The organism is Xenorhabdus sp. BG5 (genome assembly GCF_015163665.1).
Classification (GTDB): domain Bacteria; phylum Pseudomonadota; class Gammaproteobacteria; order Enterobacterales; family Enterobacteriaceae; genus Xenorhabdus.
Window position 1 is genome coordinate 57,331 of record NZ_JADEUG010000003.1, and the last position, 18,720, is coordinate 76,050.

General features: G+C 46.2%; 5 protein-coding genes. 3 read left to right on the forward strand and 2 right to left on the reverse strand.

Annotated elements, in window-relative coordinates:
- Positions 1–1,356 (reverse strand): HlyD family type I secretion periplasmic adaptor subunit, encoded by a 1,356-nt coding sequence (locus tag IQ209_RS03210; protein WP_193848938.1) that lies wholly within the window; start codon positions 1,354–1,356, stop codon positions 1–3.
- Positions 1,349–3,454, reverse strand: a complete 2,106-nt coding sequence (locus tag IQ209_RS03215; protein WP_193848940.1) for a peptidase domain-containing ABC transporter — start codon at positions 3,452–3,454, stop codon at positions 1,349–1,351. The genes IQ209_RS03210 and IQ209_RS03215 overlap by 8 nt, the downstream gene beginning before the upstream one ends.
- A gap of 536 nt (positions 3,455–3,990) precedes the next feature.
- On the opposite strand from IQ209_RS03215, the gene IQ209_RS03220 reads away from it, so the two are divergent.
- Genes IQ209_RS03220 through rtxA form a run of 3 tightly spaced genes read left to right on the forward strand, consistent with a single transcriptional unit; the run spans position 3,991 to position 18,667 of the window.
- The gene (locus IQ209_RS03220; RefSeq protein WP_193848942.1) at positions 3,991–4,341 is read left to right on the forward strand and encodes a peptide chain release factor 1; all 351 of its coding nucleotides are present in this window, start codon (positions 3,991–3,993) and stop codon (positions 4,339–4,341) included.
- Between the two features lie 34 nt (positions 4,342–4,375).
- Positions 4,376–4,837 (forward strand): RTX toxin-activating lysine-acyltransferase RtxC, encoded by a 462-nt coding sequence (gene rtxC, locus IQ209_RS03225; protein WP_193848944.1) that lies wholly within the window; start codon positions 4,376–4,378, stop codon positions 4,835–4,837.
- Between the two features lie 21 nt (positions 4,838–4,858).
- Positions 4,859–18,667 carry an MARTX multifunctional-autoprocessing repeats-in-toxin holotoxin RtxA gene (gene rtxA / locus IQ209_RS03230; RefSeq protein ID WP_228005693.1) on the forward strand — a complete coding sequence of 4,603 codons (13,809 nt, stop codon included), beginning with the start codon at positions 4,859–4,861 and terminating at the stop codon, positions 18,665–18,667.
- Positions 18,668–18,720 lie beyond the last annotated feature (53 nt).

Below are 18,720 nucleotides of genomic sequence, written 5' to 3' on the forward strand. Positions count from 1 at the left end.
TTATTTTTCCCTCAACGCTTCAGATTGATATTCCTGGATTGGACTGAGCAGATAATCAATCACTCTTCGCTGATCTGTCTTAATTTCTGCAACGATAGACATACCTGCCGTGATTTCGACAGGTTTTCCCTCTACCATAATATTGTTCTGTTTGAGGCTGATTTGTGCAGGAAAAACCAAGCCTAACTGTTCATCGGTGGTGGAATCCCGCGAAATGCTAAGTAACTCTCCCTCAATTGTGCCATAGCGGGTATAGGGGAAAGCATCGACTTTGACGGTGACATGCTGACCAGGCCGGACAAAACCGACATCTTTATTCAAAATCTGGATTTCAGCGAGTTGGACATGTTCATCAGGAACAATCACCATCAAATTCTGCGCAGGTTGCAGTACCGCGCCGAAGGTATGGACAGTTAATTGTTGAACGGTGCCGGTTACGGGAGAGCGCACAACTTCAAGCTCTTCCCGCTCTTGCATTTTCGAAATTTCTTGATGCGTTAACGCCAACTGTATTTCTGCTTGTTTTCTTTTCTCAAACCATTCCCGTTCTTTTTTTATTTTGGTGCCTTTTAAGCGTTCTTCCAGGCTTTTGTACTTCGTTATCAGAATATCGAGTTCCGATTTTTGTTGGGCGATCAGCCTTTCGGTTTCCAGAAATTCCTTTTCTTGCTCCAGATATTCCACTTTGCTGATGACCTGCTTTTGGCTCAAGGTTTTTCTGGCCTGTAAACGTTGGTTGATATTTTCACGCAGGTTGGTTAATGAGCGAATATCGCTGTTTCGTGCCTGTTGGGAAGTCAGGTTCTCTGCCATTTCCGTATGGATACTGGTAATGATTGAATCAAATTCCTGCTTTTCGTGAGCGTAATGCGTCAGAATGCTTGTCTGTCTATCTGCGGATTGTTGCTGGAAAAGTGGCAGGGATTTTGGATCGTGCTTTTCAAGCAGGGCCTGGTAACGGATTTCCTCTTCCACCAGATAATCACGTTGCTCGCTTAAACGGGCAATATCCTGATTGACGCCCAGCGTATTGAGTGTAAGCAGAGGTGTGCCTTTCTCAACATGCTGACCATTTTTGACATGGATAGCAATCAGGCGGCTCTGCTCATAAGCCTGAATGATTTGGGAACGACCAGACGCTATCAAGCGTCCGGTTGCGGTTGCCTGTACATCCAGTTTCCCCAGACAAGCCCATAGCAGGGCAAGCAAAACGCTAATACTTAGGGTGATTGCCGTATAACGGGCGAACGGTGAAGGTGGACGTTGTGACAATGCCAAATGGGTTGGTAAAAAATCATAATGCGGGTTGGCAGTACGTAACGGTTTGATTCCTTTCCCAAAGATAGCCTTAAACATGGGCAGGCTCCTCCTGTTTTAGCTCTTGTTGTAACTGCCAAAGTTTCCGATAGTGTTTGCCTTGTTGCAGAAGCTGTTCATGGCTACCTTGTTCGATGATTTGGCCCTGGTGTAATACAATAATCCGGTCACATTGGCGTACCGTAGAGAGACGATGTGCAATGGTGATGACGGTTCTGCCTTGGGCAATCTCAGCCATGTTAGATTGAATGATGGCTTGTGATTCATCATCCAGTGCACTGGTGGCTTCATCCAGGATCAGGATGTTGGGATCTGACAGCAGGGTTCTGGCTATAGCCAAACGCTGTCGCTGGCCGCCTGATAGCGACTGTCCTCCTTCTGCGATCACCGTGTCATACCCCATCGGCAATCTGAGAATAAAATCATGTGCCCCAGCCAGCTTTGCCGCTTCGATGACCGCAGATAACGGGGCGTCAGGGCAGGATTGAGACAAATTCTCATACACTGTTTTATTAAATAGAAAGTTTTCTTGCAGAACGATACCGATCTGCTGCCTGATGGATTCAATATTGAAATTTTGCAAGGGAACGCCATCCAGCGTGATAGCCCCACTTTCTGGGGTATAAAGCCGTAACAGCAAACGTGCAAGGGTACTTTTCCCGGAACCAGAGGTGCCGACAACGCCTACAGTTTCCCCCGCCCGAATATCTAGGGTGAAATGGTTGATAGTGGGGGGGAGATCGGGTTGATAGCGAAAGACGATATCCGAAAATGAGATTGCCCCGTGTAACGTAACCTGTTCGTTACCTGATTGCTGCTCTGTTGGCAGATTCAGCATATCTCCCAGTTTTTCAATGGCAATGCGTGAACGGATAAATTGTCCCCACAGTTGCACTAACTTAGCCAGTGGTTGCTGGGTGTGGCTGACCATCATGTTGAAGGCGATCAGTTGACCAATGGTCATGTGCAGGGAAAGCACTTCCGAAGCCCCCAGCCAGATAATGATGGCACTGGTGACTTTTTGTAGCACCATCACCAGATGGCCGGAGCGATTATCCCATTGCTGTACCTCATAACTGGTGCTGACCATTTTTTCAGTCTGGCTATCCCAGCGGCGAATAAAGCGGGGTTCAGCGGCGAGGCTTTTCAGTGTCTCGGCACCGGCCACGGTTTCGGTCAGGAAAGAGGTATTCATTGCGGCATGAGTGAACTGTTTTTCCACCGCTTTTTCGATTTTCGGCGTCACCCACCAGGCCAGCAGGGCATAGCAGGGTAGGGTAAGCAGGAAAACCAGAGTCAGCATACCGGATAGCAGGCTCATGACATAAATAAAGACAAACATGAACAAAACGTCGATACACAAGGTGAACATGGAGCCGGTTAGAAACTCCCGAACGGTTTCCAGTTCCCGTACCCGTGTCACAATCGCGCCCACTTGACGGGATTTAAAAAACAGCAATGGCAGGCCAAACAGGTGGTTAACCAGCTTCAAACCTAGTTTTATATCAATTCGGTTGGCGGTGTGAGCATACTGATATTCACGCAATCCCCGCAAGATAATTTCAACCAGTCCGGCTGCGACCAGCCCAAAAATCAGCACATCCAATGTGGAAAGCGCCTGGTGCACAAGCACCTTGTCCATAACAACTTGCACCACCAGAGGAGAGATAAGTGCCAGGATCTGTAGAACGAAGGAGAACAGGAGGATCTCCGTCAGGTTCTTCTTTTGTCTGACAAATTCAGGAATAAACCAGCGAATATTAAATTGGTTGCTTTTTTGTGTTATTTTTATCCACTTACCACTCCATAAATTGATAAATTCTTCTTTATCTAATATCTCCGGTGTATCTTGATAAGGTTTTTGGATTAAAATCCGCTGTTCATCATATTTAGCCAGAATAAAAGGTTGTCCATCATTATTAAACAAAATGGCCGGCAGAGATATGGCACCTAACTTCTTATTTATAGAGTATTTATTTTTAATTTTAATATTACATTCTTTTTGTAGCTGGTTGAGCGCGGAAATATAATCATCACCATCATTTAAATTTTTATTTGATATTGGCGTATGATCTCTATTAGATATCATTATTATTAAATTAATTAATGATATTATTGTTTTTTCTATTTCATTCATTAAAGTAAATCTTTTTAAATAAAAAGTCACATTTTTGATATAAACAGATAACCTGGAAATGGGTGAAATGTTAATATATTAAATAATTTTAACAAATCGATAAAAAACATTATCTGCTATCAAAGAGCCTGTGAATGTCATTAATTGGAATAAAATGCAAAGTCTGAATAGACATGCGCTATTTATATGTTGATTTTAGCCAATAAATAGTTATATCTTTATCCAAAGTCGTTGGCAAACTATAGTTGGTAACGCATCGTCAGTAAAGTACCTGATTATAGAGTCATCCTTAATTTTGCCCATACTTTACTTGCTATTTTGTATTTTGGATAGTTCATTTCAAAATGATCGGTTTTTCAAAAATAGCGATTGAAAAATAAGGGAAATATAAATGGCTTTAGCTGACATTGATGAACTGTAGTAATCAGGTTAAATCATAAATGAAGCTATCATGTATATGGGTTCATTCATGATTTAATCATATTAATTTAATGAAATATTAACATTAAATTAATATTTATTTAATGGATAATGCTATGTCTGAAAAATTTGTTCAAACCATCTCAAGCGTTAATTATAACAAAGGCGTATTTTCTCTTTATTTTGTCGGCCAGGAGCCTAATCAAATGGCGAAGGGTACGCTGGCAGAAAATGATCAGGAATTGCAGTTAAAACAAGTGATCCATATGCCTGCTTCTGGTTTTATGTATATGGTTTCCATGGTCAAAAGTATGCTTGAAGACCCAAGAATGGTAGCCGAAATCAATAAACTGATTGCCGCGGGTTTTTTACCGATGCCTGAGATCAATGAAAGCGAAAAACCGACGGAAGCCGCCGCTACTGAGCCGAAAAAGCGTTCAACACGCAATTCTGAAACCACAAAATAGTATCAGCAAAATTTTATCAGGCAGTTGCTAACTTATGGTGATCACACATCATTCAGCAACACTGAGTGCGCATGAAATACAGGCAATGATGGGTGGGGTGATGTTGCTTTGTCAGCATTCCCCCTTGCACCAACGTTATTTAGTTGCTGAATGGCAACAACGTATCTTGCCATCATTCCAGCTCAATCAGTTTTGCTATTACGAAGATGAACATCAACGCCCAATTGCTTTTTGTAATTGGGCTTTTTTGTCTGACAGCAGTCGGGATGCCATTCTTGCCGGTGAACGGGAAATTGCACGGGAAGATTGGCGTTCCGGCCAGCATATTTTTTTTCCAGAAATGATTGCGCCTTTCGGTCATGCGCGTGACATTGCCTGCGATCTGCGCCGGCGTGTCTTCGCCGCATGGAAAGGGCAAAAAGCCTGCACAGTCAGGGGAATGCTGGATGTGCCAAATAACCGCTGTATCCGCCGGGTACAGTGGTTTTCGATTTAACTTTTACTCAGAGATTGATATATGGGAAAACCATTTTGGAGAAGTGTTGAATACTTCGTTACGGGGAATTACTTCGCCGATGATGGTGATAACAACATTAAGGCCATTGGATTTGGCGGTAATATATATGCTTACGGCGGCAATGACCATATTACAGTGGGATCAATTGGTGCTACGGTGTATACGGGATCTGGACATGATACCGTTGTAGGAGGAGCCGCCTATCTTAAGGTCATTGACACCACTGGAAACCTGACGGTCAAAGGAGGAGCTGGCTACGTAGAAATTGACAAAGATAATGACGGAAATATTGAATTTTCTGGTGTTGCTGGTGGGGTGTCGATAACGCACACGGGCAAGGACGGTGATATTACGTACAGTGGTGGTGCGGCTTATAACCGTATCGAGCGTATACGTCAGGCGACTGATACCTACTCTGAAACTCGTGGGAATATCCGGTTTGAAGGCGTAGGCGGTTATAACCGCATTTACTCTGATGTTGCGCACGGTAATATCAATTTTACAGGTGGCGGTGCTTATAACGAAATTATCCGCAAAGGAGCCGCCAATGATTTCAGCAGCGAAGGGATGGAATACGCCAAAGCTGAAGAGGTTGTGCTGACAACGGCAACCATGAGTGGCGCATGGATTGGCAACTCCCATCAGGTGACAGGGGTTAAATCGGCACGAGAGCCGAATACTTACCTGTTTGCATTTGAGGATGGTACTTACACTAAAATCAACAAGGTGCAACTGCGCAATGATCCCGAAACGGGCAAACTGAGATATTTTTCGACTGCCTGGTATAAAGAAGGCAGGCATCTCAAGGGGCTGGAAAAACAAGATATCTCGGCTCAAAGTGGCTTTAATTCAGTCGGTACTGACGGCGCATACACGTTATCAAACCTGATCGTTGAACAACAGAAACCGATCACGATCCATGCGGTTGAGAAAAAGCTGACAGAAAACCAATGGGTAGATTATGGTAATGGTGTCCAGATTAACGCAGCAGATATTACTTTGTCTGATGCCAAAATGGGCGGTTATGCTATTTATCGTGATGGAACCACCGTTGATGTAAAAGCCGTCAAATCCAACCGGATGCCGAACACCTATATTTATGGTAAGCAACTTGGCGAATATACCAAGGTCGTGGTAGTTGAACTAAAGAATGATCCCAATACAGGAACGCTGCAATATATCGCTCGCCCTTGGTATAAAGAAGGCAACCATACCGCTAATCTGGCGAACACCGATATCTCTCTTGCCAATGGTTACCACTATATGGGAACCGGTAGCTACTCACTAAGTGATCTGCATTACAGCGTTAATACTGTGCGCACAACCTCCAGTCGTGTGCCTGATATGCATGAATATAGTGATCTTGAACTGTTCAACTCAGCAACTGGCAGTAATGACAGTTCCGGTAATATTTATTATGTTGGTGCCGGTGGTGGCAACCTCATCAAATCCAACGTGACTCGTGGCAATGTCAGCTTCAAAGGTGCGGGTATTGCGAACGTAATTGAACATAGCTCTGAATTCGGTGATACAACCTTCGCAGGTGGTGGTGGCGCAAACATCATCATCAAAAAAGGCAAAGAAGGTAACCTGAACTTTGATGGTGCTGGCATTGCCAACGTATTGCTGCACCAGAGCCGGAGCGGTGAGATGAATGTCAATGCGGGCGGGGCAGCAAACGTGTTGGTTCGCGTTGGCGATGGCCGCTATCTTGCTCACCTTCTGGCGGTTGGCAATATCTCTATTCACAAAGGCAACGGCAACAGTCGCGTTGCAATGGGCGGTGGTTTCAATACCCATACCCAAATCGGTCATGGCGATGCGTTCTGGATGGGCATTGGTGGTGCCAATGTTCTGACCCAGATGGGGAACGGTAATGTCGCATCAATACTGGCGGGTGGCACTAATATTCTGACCAAAGTCGGTGAAAGCGATTTGGAATCTGCCATGCTGGGTGGAGCCAATATTATTACCCATATTAGCCATAATGAGACTTTGGATTCCGGTTCTGCAAATACATCGGCAATTGCGTTGGGCGGTGCCAACATCCTGACGAAAAAGGGCAAAGGTAATATTCAGGCCGTTATGGGCGGTGGCGGTAATGTCCTGACCCATATGGGGGATGGCAAAACGACCGGTGTTATGTTGGGTGGTGCCAATATTCTGACCAAAGTTGGCCAGGGTGATACGACCGGCATTATGTTAGGCTTGGGTAACGTTTTGACCCATGTTGGTGATGGGCAAACGCTGGGTGTGATGGGTGCGCTGGGTAATATTTTCACCAAAGTGGGTGATGGTACAACCATTGCGGCGATGATTGGTGCAGGCAATATTTTCACTCATGTGGGTGAAGGCAATGCCTGGGCGTTGATGGGCGGTAAAGGCAATATCTTCACGAAAGTTGGCGATGGCGATGCACTGGCCTTGATGCTGGCATTAGGCAACGTATACACGCACGTTGGTGATGGCAAAAGTGTTGCTTTGATGATCGCCAAAGGCAATATTGCGACCAAAGTCGGCGATGGCGATGCCCTGTCTGCCATGATTGGCAAAGGCAATATCTTTACCCAGATTGGTGATGGTTCCACTTTTGCGGCCATGATTGGTGGGGCAAACGTGCTGACCAAAGTGGGGGATGATCTGACCGCGGCATTGATGGTGGGTAAAGCCAACATTTATACCCATGTCGGAGACGGCACCAGCATTGGTTTGTTTGCAGGTAAAGCCAACATCATGACTAAAGTGGGTGATGGCACAACATTGGCTGCCATGTTTGGCGAAGCCAATATTATGACCCATGTCGGTGATGGTTTAACCGGTGTATTGGCATTAGGCAAAGCCAACATTGTGACAAAAGTCGGCAATGATTTTATGGGCGTTGTGGCCGCTTCTGAAGCCAATGTGGTGACCCATGTTAATCAGGAAGGCAATAGCACAACGGCAGCCGTGTTGATGGGCAAAGGCAATATCCTGACCAAAGTTGGTGATGGAAGTGCGGTTGGCCTGCTGGTTTCTAAAATCGGCAATATCATGACCCATGTTGGTGACGGCACAACGGTCGGATTTGCCAAAGGGGAAGGCAATATCATCACTAAAGTGGGTGATGGATTGGGCATCAATGCCGCCTGGGGTAAAGGTAATATCCTGACTCAGGCTGGTCACGGCGATCGCTATAACTTTGCCAAAGGTGATGCAAATATCATTACCAAAATCGGCGATGGTCAGGAAGTGACCGTTGTCCAAGGGCAAGCCAATATCGTCACCCATGTTGGCAACGGTGATGACTATACCGGTGCGTGGGGCAAGGCTAATGTCATCACCAAAGTCGGTGATGGTCGTAACGTTGTACTCGCTAAGGGTGAGGCCAATATCGTCACCCAAATCGGGCATGGCGATAGCTTCAATGTGTTATGGAGCCAGGGCAATGTCGTCACCAAAGTGGGTGATGGTATGCAAGTTACGGCGGCCAAAGGTAAAGGCAATATCACCACCACAGTGGGGAATGGCCTTAGCGTGACTGCGGTTCATGGCGACCTGAACATCAATACCAAAGTCGGCGATGGGGTTTCCGTCAATGTGGCCTGGGGTAAATTCAACGTCAATACCCGTGTGGGTGACGGCCTGAATGTTTCCGTCATGAAGGGCAAGGGCAATGCCAATATCCGTGTGGGTGATGGCCTGAACGTTAACGCTTCTTATGCGCGTAACAACGTGGCAATTCAGGTGGGTAATGGTGATTTTTATAGCCTTGCGGTGGCGGAAAGCAATACCCAGAGCAATAAACTGAATGCACTGTTTGACAATCTCAAACAAACCGTACTGGGTAGCGCGGGCAGTCAGGGCATCAATTATCTGGTGAATGGCGATGAAGCCACGACATCAGGAACCCATAAAGGACGAGGCGCCATTGACCTGCCGGAAGTTTCTTCCCTAAATGGTTTCAAACTGACAGAAGTTAATGAAATCTCATCGGATTTGGCAAAAGATTTGAAAGGGGCTGTGACCGGTGTAGATACCCCAGATATTGCAGGGATCGAGAAGACACTTGGCAGTAAAAAACGTCTGAACCCGAATCGACCACGCAATTTAATCGCCAATGGTGATTTTGAACAAGGTGTTGTGGGATGGAAATCCACCAATGGCATTGAAGCCAGCCATTCAGCCAAGGCATATGGATTGAGTGATGAAGGGCATGGTAAGCGGGTCAGTGAACTTGATGTCAGTGGTAACACAAATATCTATCAGGATATCCAGAACTTAACGGCGGGTGAAGAAATTACGGTTAAGTTCGATTTTGCAAGGCGTGCTGGCAGCTCTGCGGATAATGGGCTGGAAGTGTGGTGGAATGGAAAGGTTGTTTTTGCAGCCGCCAATGGTGACAGTGAGTGGCAAAACAAAACACTGACCTTAACCGCCAATGCGGGAAGTAACCGGCTGGCATTTTCTGGAATTGGCTTAAATGATGGTTTTGGTTATGTGCTGGATAATGTAGTTGCAACTACTGAACTGAAAGACAGTGGGGTTGCTGACCATGTGAAACAGGATAAAGCGGCACACAATGCCTTGCAGGACAAGGACGCAGCAGAAGCCGATAGCCAACGTCTGGCTCAGGAAAAAGATAAGCAACTTGCAGCGATTTCTGGCAGCCAGTCACAACTGGAAGCGACAGATCTGGATGCCCTGAATGAGAACGGGCAGAGCCAGCGTAATGCCATCAAAGAAGAAGCGCAGGCGGTGACAGATGAGATGCTGGCGCAGGTTAAGGGGCTGGAAACACTGGATATCCATGCCAGCCATCATGGTGAATCAGGCCAACAATGGCGTGATCAGTTCGCGGCTGGTTTACAGCAGCGTATTCAAACCGAATTGAATCAGTCTGGTGAAACTGCGCAGAATCAATTAGATAATATCCAGGAAGTGATCGCAGCGCGTTTGGGCGATACTAAAGATGCTGTCGCTAAATCAGAAATGGGTGCACTTAAGGCTGAGCAAAATCAACAAGATGCTGAGCAAGATATTGAAGAAGCGCTCATTCAGGCCAAAAACAGAGAGAAAGAAGCCCTTGATCGTGAGCTAAAAGCTAAGCGGGCAGAACATGAGGGTAATCTGGCCGTACAACAAGCAGAGCAGCATGGTCAGCATGAAGTCTCTGCGGCAGACAATAAAACTGCGCAAGTGCAACATGATGCCAAGGGTTCAAAACTGGATAACAGCCATAAACCGGTTCGTACAGGCGCAACAGGCAGTGGTTTGTCTGGTAAAACTTATAACGCTAATTACTCTGAAGACATTGAACAAGCAGAAAAATCCAAGAGTAATATCAATGCCAATTCGACTGTTCAGGCTGATGGTCGATTCAGTGAGCAATTACAAGAGCTGGATAAGGATCTGAGCGAACTTGATAATGCCAAAGCTGCCTTAAACCGCTTGCAGATCAATGCAGGGATACGTGCCAAAAAAGTGTTAACGTCTGTTCATGGCGAAACGTCGGATAATCAGATAATTAGCCAACCTTCTGCCGTGGTGACTGAATGGATCAGGGACACGCCAAAAATTTCGGGACTGGATCTCAGTGGCTTGAAAGCGTTGGGTGAAGAACATGTTCAGCAAGATTCAGTAGCTCTGGCTGAAACTGGTTATTCTGTTGCAAGCAAGGCACAAAAAGTCGCCAATGTTTACCGTTGGTTAGATAAAGACAACAAACTTGCCTCGGAAAAGGAAAAATATATTCCCGTGCCGGGGTTTGATCGTGTGGATGCAGATATACCGGATGACCTCAGACAGAAAATGGTCGCCTATATTATTGATCCACAGTTAGGGGATACGAGTAATCTATCGAAAGCCCAGATCGCTTCACTGAAAAAATTATTTAAAAAAATAAAGAATACGATTATACCGAAAGACCAGTTCCCTTCACTGGTAAGACTCTTTGTTGATGCCACCATTGATTACGACTGGGACAAGCGCGTTGAATTCGTTTCGAAACTGGAAAGCTATGGTTATAGTTTCGAGCCTGTACATGGTGATAACAGTATTGTTACCTTTTGGTCTGGCAAGGGGCCTAAGAGTCTTGAGAAATCCCGTGAAATTATTGATGCAATACAGACTGATGGCAAGAAGGTGGTTTACGATATTGATGTCAAAGGTAACGAGTTTGCTATTGCCCTGAACAGAATGCTGATGAATTGGAGCAGCTTATCGCCTAGTGGGATTGCGGAAAAGGAAGCGGTGAAATCATCCATTTTGGCTTCTGCACGCAGCAATACCGGATTCTGGAGTTCCCTCTATGCAACTGGCTCACGTAACGATGTTTATCTCATTTCGGAAGGCGGATTGCCTCTTGGCAACTATTTCTGGAATGTTGAATTACCTGTATTGCGTCAATTACAGCGTGAGGGCCTGATCGGGGAAATTCGCCTGCTGGATAAAGCTGATGAAGAGTATCAAGGCGCGTCACCTGAATCCCTTGGCCGCAGATTGACAGAAGCCGGTGTGACTGTAAAAGTGCGTTTTAATTCACTCAGCCTTGCAGAGCAGAAAAGGCTGCTTGCATTGGACCCTGACAAATATAAACCGTATACATTGGTTGATTTGGATATCAAAACCAGTGCCATCGATAACTTGCTGAATCAAGCCTTACCATTCTATGGTTTGCGTACAGAACGCAATTTGTTGGTGAGTGAAGCTGATGGTGAAGGTTTTGAAGTCCGCCCTTGGCCGGGTAAGAACAGTGATAGCTTCAAAACTATCATGTTGGAAAATCCAAAAGATTCTGCTCAGATTAAATCTGTTGAGCGTTTTATTCTCGCCAACTATAACCATTACGACCAACTGCCTGATGAATTGCATTTGGTGAAAGATCGTATTATTTCCCACGAACACGGACGTACTCGCATTATCGCTGAAAAAGCGGAGGGTAGCTGGCGCTATAAGCCGCAAACTGACTTAATGTCTGTGGGGGAGTTGCGGGAAGCCGCTTATGTTAAAGGCAAGATCCTTGGTGACAGCTATCGAAAAGTGTTGGATGCCCTCAGTAACTACGAAAATATGTTGCAAAATAGCAAGGATTATAGCTTTGATGCAGTAGAAAAATTAACCGTTCTGCGTTACCAGGTTGAAAGCTATTTGCAAGGACATCCAGATTCAAAACGCGTTCCTGCACTGCAAAATTTGTTGTCACAAGTGAGTGTCCGTCTGGAAGAGTCGCTGGTGCTGACGGAAGTTACCCTGAGAGGTGGCGAAAAAGTTGCCATTGACAATAATGGTACGCCACCACGTGACAGTGAACCGTCCAATTCAATAACGCGTTTGATAAACGAGCGGCTTTTCGGCACCAAAGAAGAACGCCGTAACGTAGATAACGATACCCAAATGATATTGGATGAATTTGTCAATCAGGGGACAGCGGATAATATCACGTTACAGGGCGAAGCAGGACGCTTAACCGGTTATTACTATAACGGTGATCAGCAAGAGCAAGATGAGCCGAGTACGGCGAAAAAAGTTGTGCTTTTCCTTCATGGTTCCCATTCATCTGCGGAAGAGCAAACCATCACTGTCCAAAATTATTACCAAAGACAGGGTGTGGATATGCTGGCGGTGAACATGCGGGGTTACGGCGCCAGTGATGGTCATCCAAGTGAAAAAGGGCTTTATCAGGACGCCCGTACCATGTTCCGCTATTTGGTTAATGACCGTGGCATCCAGCCTGAAAATATCATTATTCATGGCTATTCCATGGGAGGCGCTGTTGCGGCGGATCTTGCCCGTTATGCCGAGCGCCGTGGGCAAGCTGTCTCCGGTTTGCTGCTTGACAGGCCAATGCCAAGTATGACTAAAGGGATTACCGCCCATGGAGTGCCAAATCCTGTGGGGATAAGCGGTGCTCTGGCAAAAGCGGTTAATGGTCAATTCTCGGTGGAGAAAAACTTGCAAGGCATCTCGAAACAGACGCCAATCATGCTATTGACCGATAATGAAGGATTGGGCAAAGAAGGGGAAAAACTGCGTGCCAAACTGGTTGTCGCCGGTTATCAGGTATCAGGCCAACCGACTTCTTATAGTCATGAAGACCATGGATTGATAAGCAATTATGCAGACCAGATTGTCTCAACACTTTCTGCACCTCAGCATGAAAATGGTAGCGTGAAGGCGGGTTTGCGGGAAAAATTGCTTTACATCCTGTTTGATATGAAATCAGGTGGCAAAGAGTTAGATAAATACTCACTCCATTTCAATCAGGGAGGATCTCTGCTCAATGATCTTCAGAAACTTGTACCTGAAATTGGCAATGTTCTCCTGACTAATGGGAATCACGTTGAGTCAAAAGAATTTCTGGAAGGCATCTGTTTTGCCTTGTCTGGCCGTTACCTGATAGAAGAGCGAGTTCATGGGCTGGGGGGTGGCAAAGCCTATTTGTCGTGGCTGACCGATGCAGTCAAGGCCTACAATGACAATACGGTGAATAAAAAGAGTGATATCAATTCGATTGAAGCCTCTTTGCTTAATCAGTATCGCCGCCAAAATATCGGCCCGGCAATCCAAGATCTGCTATCAATGCAGTATAGCCAGACGCAAAACCTGTCCAATTTGGCAGACCGCAGGAAAGCCAACCAGGCTTATGGCGGTAAATTGAAAGCCAATGGGCTGACGGGAGATCGCATTGACCGCTCGCTGAGCAATGATATTGCTGGCTATGAGAGCGTCATGGAGACACTGCGCAATGTGGATAAGACGACCTATATGTCCTTTATGTCTGAAGATCACGCCATGGCCGTTGTTGTCCATAAAGGGGAAAGCCAAACTGTTTGGTCATTCTATGATCCTAACTGTGGTATCAAATCATTTGATAACTATAAAGACTTTGAACACTTTATGGACTCTTTCCATAAGGGAATGATAACGGGATATCAATCCAAGTTTGCTTATACCTATGAGGCCAGCCAAGAAGAAGGCCAAAGTTTCTATGTTAACTACAATATCTTTGAAGATGACACCATTACCCAGTATGACGGAGTCTGGAAACAGGCGCGTGAAGGTGAACAACCGTACGTATTGCGTGCGCTGAAGGAGCAGGGTAAGACCTTTAAGCTGGGTGCAAACGTAACGGGACGTGTGGTTGATTATGATAACGATGCCGTGACATTGGAAGTGACGACCAAGAAAGGTGAGAAAATTCGGGTTGAAGTTGAAAGTCACAATTTCAAGCAGGCGGCTAACCTTGTACAGTCGAATATCGATACAGTCGTTGCCCATGCCAAAAATGGCACATTCATACTCAAAGCATCGGCAGAGAATATTACCCAACAACCTAACGCAGAGATTGCGCCTGATTCGTTTGAAGTGAGACCTCAGCCTGACGAACCAGAAGTACTCAAAGGTACTGATAACGACCTTAAACGTTACGGTGAAGTAATAAAACCACAGCCATCCGGCTCAAGTAAGAAGCTGACAGATATTCGTACAACCGAAGATTTTCTGGTGGGTTACAAGCAAGGCCATACGGAGCAGGTGGTGGATGGTTTCCGTCCAAACATGAATCTCAAGCAACTGGTGGATTTGCTGGTTAAGGGTAACTGGAGCCTGGAACAGAAAGGCGCTTTGGCTTGGGAAATTGAAAGCCGCGCCTTGAAAATCACCTTCCAGCCAAGAGCTGAAAAATACAATCGGTTGTTCCGTGATGTCGCTTCAACCGGCATTGCTGACACTAAAGCGAGTGAACAACTGGCACCCCAATTGTTATTGCTGAATCTGTCAAATGATGGTTTTGGCGGACGTTGTGACCCACTGTCGAAGTTGATTCTGGTTGCGAAACAACTTGAAAATGAGGGGCAGGATGGTGTTGCCCGTCAATTGCTGGAGAAAATGTATTCTGCGGCAGCGGTACTTAACAACCCAGAACGGTATTCTGCCACTGAGCACGCCAACGCAAATAAGCTGTTGGGATCTTTGGCCGCACTCCATGCTAAGAACCCAATGTCAGCGACATCCATGAAAGTATGGAAAGAGAAACTGGAAGACACGAAAGCACTGACAGTCGATGGCGTCGTCCAGAAAATTACTGCTGGCAATCCAGAAGGTAAACCAGTGTTGCTTGAGCTGGATGGCCCAGACCATGCCATGGCGGCGTGGGCGAAAGGCAGTGGTGAAAATCGTGTTTATGGTTTCTATGATCCCAATGTGGGAATTATTGAATTCTCGTCGGCGGAGAAGTTTGGCGCTTACGTGACGCGTTTCTTCGGTGAATCCGATCTAAACATGGCACAAAGCTATAAACTGAAAAAAAATGCAGCAGGGGAAAGTGTTTTCGAACGTGTCGCCGTTATGGATGGTGAGGTCTTGGCAACTTATCGTCCAAAGTGGGATGTTAAATTCACGATGCGAGACATCTTAGAACTGCCCGTGTTTGATGATACCCCAATCAAGAAACCGACAGAGATTGATACAACTCATAGTGTGAAAAAACCGTTAGGTGATGACTCGCTGGAAAGCCATATTCACGTGGATAACCAGGACGTCAATGCCTGGGAAAATATTGTGGTCAAACCACAGCCGGAAAGTAGCGATAGTCGTTTTGCGGGTCAGATCATTATCCAGACTGAAAATGATCCTACTGTTGCACAAGCCACCGCGAATTTGGCGGGTAAGCACCCAGATTCCACTGTGATTGTTCAGCTTGATGCCAATGGTCAATACCGTGTGGTGTATGGTGATCCGGCTGTCTTGTCCGATAAATTACAATCCGGAAAATTACGCTGGCAGATTGTGGGGCATGGGCGTGAAAAATCGCTACAAAACCACACACGTGTCAGCGGTTATAGTGCCGATGAACTGGCCTTAAGGCTGAAACAGTTCAATACCGATTTCAAACAGGTTGGCATGCCTGATCATATCAGCCTTGTCAGTTGTTCTTTGATCGGTGATGACAAACGAGAGGGGTTTGCTCGCCGCTTTATTTCGGCACTGGATGAGCAGGGTATCCGTACCACGGTATCGGCGCGCAGCAGTGAAGTTGCGGTAGACAGTATTGGCCGCAAATACACAAAAGATGTGCAAGAACAGTGGGTTCACAAGCTGATGGATAATAAGCTGGTGCTGGGATGGAATGACAACGGTGAAGTGGAAAGCCACTCCGAACGAATCCGCCGTGGTATTGCTGAAAATGACATCAACTTGTCCCGCGTGGGGCAGGCAGATGTGGATGCAAAAGCGCAAGGTGCGATTGCCGATAATACCGAGACATTCCATGCACCGAAACAACGCGATGCGGCGGATAACCATTCAGCGGCGGCATCATCCAATAACCAACTGAGTTATTCCGGCAATATTCAGGTACAGGCGGGTGATGGTGAGTTTACGGCGATTAACTGGGGCACGACCAACGTGGGCATCAAAGTCGGTACAGGTGGCTTTAAGTCTCTGGCCTTTGGTGATAACAATGTGATGGTTCACATTGGTGATGGTAACAGCAAGCACAGTGTTGATCTTGCCGGTTATCAGGCACTTGAGGGTGCACAACTGTTTATCGGCAACCGCAACATCAGTTTCAACATGGGACGCAGTAATGATCTCATCGTTATGTTGGAAAAATCTATTCCAACTCCACCGTTGATTAACCCATTTGATGGTGCAGCCCGTATTTCGGGTGTATTGCAAAACATTGCCGGCTCGTTTGATTCACCAGATTGGCTGGCGACCCAAAACCAGCAATGGACACTGGAAAGTGCGAAGAAATACGTCAGTGATCTGTCTGGTCTCGATTTGACCAGCAGTGTGGATTATAAGACCCTAACTGATCTCGACTCACAAAATGAACGTAGCAGCCGTGGCCTGAAAAATGATCTCGAAAGCACGCTGAACAAGAAATACAACCAATGGTTGAGTGGAAATGGCAATACCCCGGAAATGGGTAAAATCAGTCGGGCGGATAAATTCCGTCAAGCGAATGAAAAACTGGCCTTCAACTTTGCCGTGGGTGGACAAGGTGCGGATATTCAGGTTACGACGGGTAACTGGAACTTTATGTTTGGTGACAACATCCAGTCGATTCTGGATACCAATCTGGGTTCATTGTTTGGCTTGATGACGCAGGAATATACCTCAACGGGTGTGGCAAAAACCACGTTTACCTTTAGCCCAACGGACTTGCCACGTCAGATCAAAAACAAACTGTTGGGGAATCTGGCGGGGGTCAGTGCGGATACTACACTGGCAGACATCTTTGGTGTGGATTATACCGCGAAAGGCGCTATTGTTTCCCGCTCTGGTCAGGATGTTGATGGTGTAGCTATTGTGCGTGAAATGCTGGAAATCATCGGTGAATTCAGTGGCGATCAACTGAAAACCTTCACTGATCCAGAAAAATTACTGGATAGCCTGAAAGCCGGCCTGAATATGGGGGCTGATGGCGTGAAATCTTTTGCTGAAAGCCACGGTCTGAAAGCCAAAGCACCTGATGAAAATCAGGAGGGGCGTGTTTCCATCAGTAAAGGGGATGCATCAGCACCAGAAACGACACAGGCAGATCGCGCCTTTGGGCTGACATCCCTGAACCTGCCAAACCTGTTTGCAACGCTGTTCAATCAGGATAAACAGGCTGAGATGAAATCGCTGGTCACTAACCTGAAAGAGAACCTGACAGCCGACTTACTCAACATGCAGGATAAAACTTTCGACTTCCTGCGTAATAGCGGTCATCTGCAAGGGGATGGTGACATCCACGTCTCCCTGGGTAACTACAACTTTAACTGGGGTGGTGACGGTAAAGATCTCGGTGCGTATCTGGGAGATAACAATAACTTCTGGGGCGGCCGTGGTGATGACGTTTTCTATTCCGTAGGCACCTCGAATATTTTCACAGGCGGCCAGGGTAATGATGTCGGTGTCATGATGGGGCGTGAAAACATGATGTTTGGTGGTGCAGGCAATGATGTGGCTGTATTGGCTGGACGGATTAACTACGCCTACATGGGAGATGGCGATGATCAGGTCTTTGCCTTTGGTGAAGGCGGCGTGATTGATGGCGGCAAGGGACGTGATTATATCGTGGCTTCCGGCAACTTTAACCGCATTGATGCAGGGGAAGATCAGGATTACGTTGTCGCCATTGGCAATAATAATCAGGTTGATTTGGGTAAAGGTAACGACTTTGCGACGGTATTCGGCAACAATAACCGAGTCGATGGCAAGGAAGGTAACAATGCCATCAAATTGATGGGTTATCACGCTGTTATCAATGGGGGGATAGGTAGTGATCACCTGATTGCCGATGTGATCTCTAAGTTCAGCCAACTTAACGGTGGCGATGGGGATGATCTGCTGGTATTGGGTGGATACCAAAACCACTTCAAAGGCGGCACGGGCGTGAATAGCTTTGTGGTCAGTGGTGATGTGATTGATAACGTGGTTGAAGATATCAAGCAAGGTGACAAGATTATTTTCAACGACATCAATTGGCAAAACCTGTGGTTCCAACGCAGCGGTTACGATTTGGTTCTGTTGACCCAGCGTAATGTCAAAGATACCTCTGCACAGGGGGAATTTGAGGCAATGGGTTCTGTAACGTTCAATGACTATTTCAATGGCAACCGTGCGGATATCATCACCCAAATGGGAGATAAAGATGCACAGGGTGAGCGTGAATATACAGCACTTTCTGCCAATGCCGTCGATTCTCTGGTGCAGGCCATGAGTGGATTCGCACCTAATATGGGAGATAGCGGCTTTATTGATTCACTTGATAGTAAATCGAAATCAACCGTTATAACGGCTTGGTCTGATACCCTAAACGGGAAATCTAAACTAGCCTGATAGTTTTATTCACTGAACTTAGTTAACAAAATGGCCCATGCATGAGTGTGGGC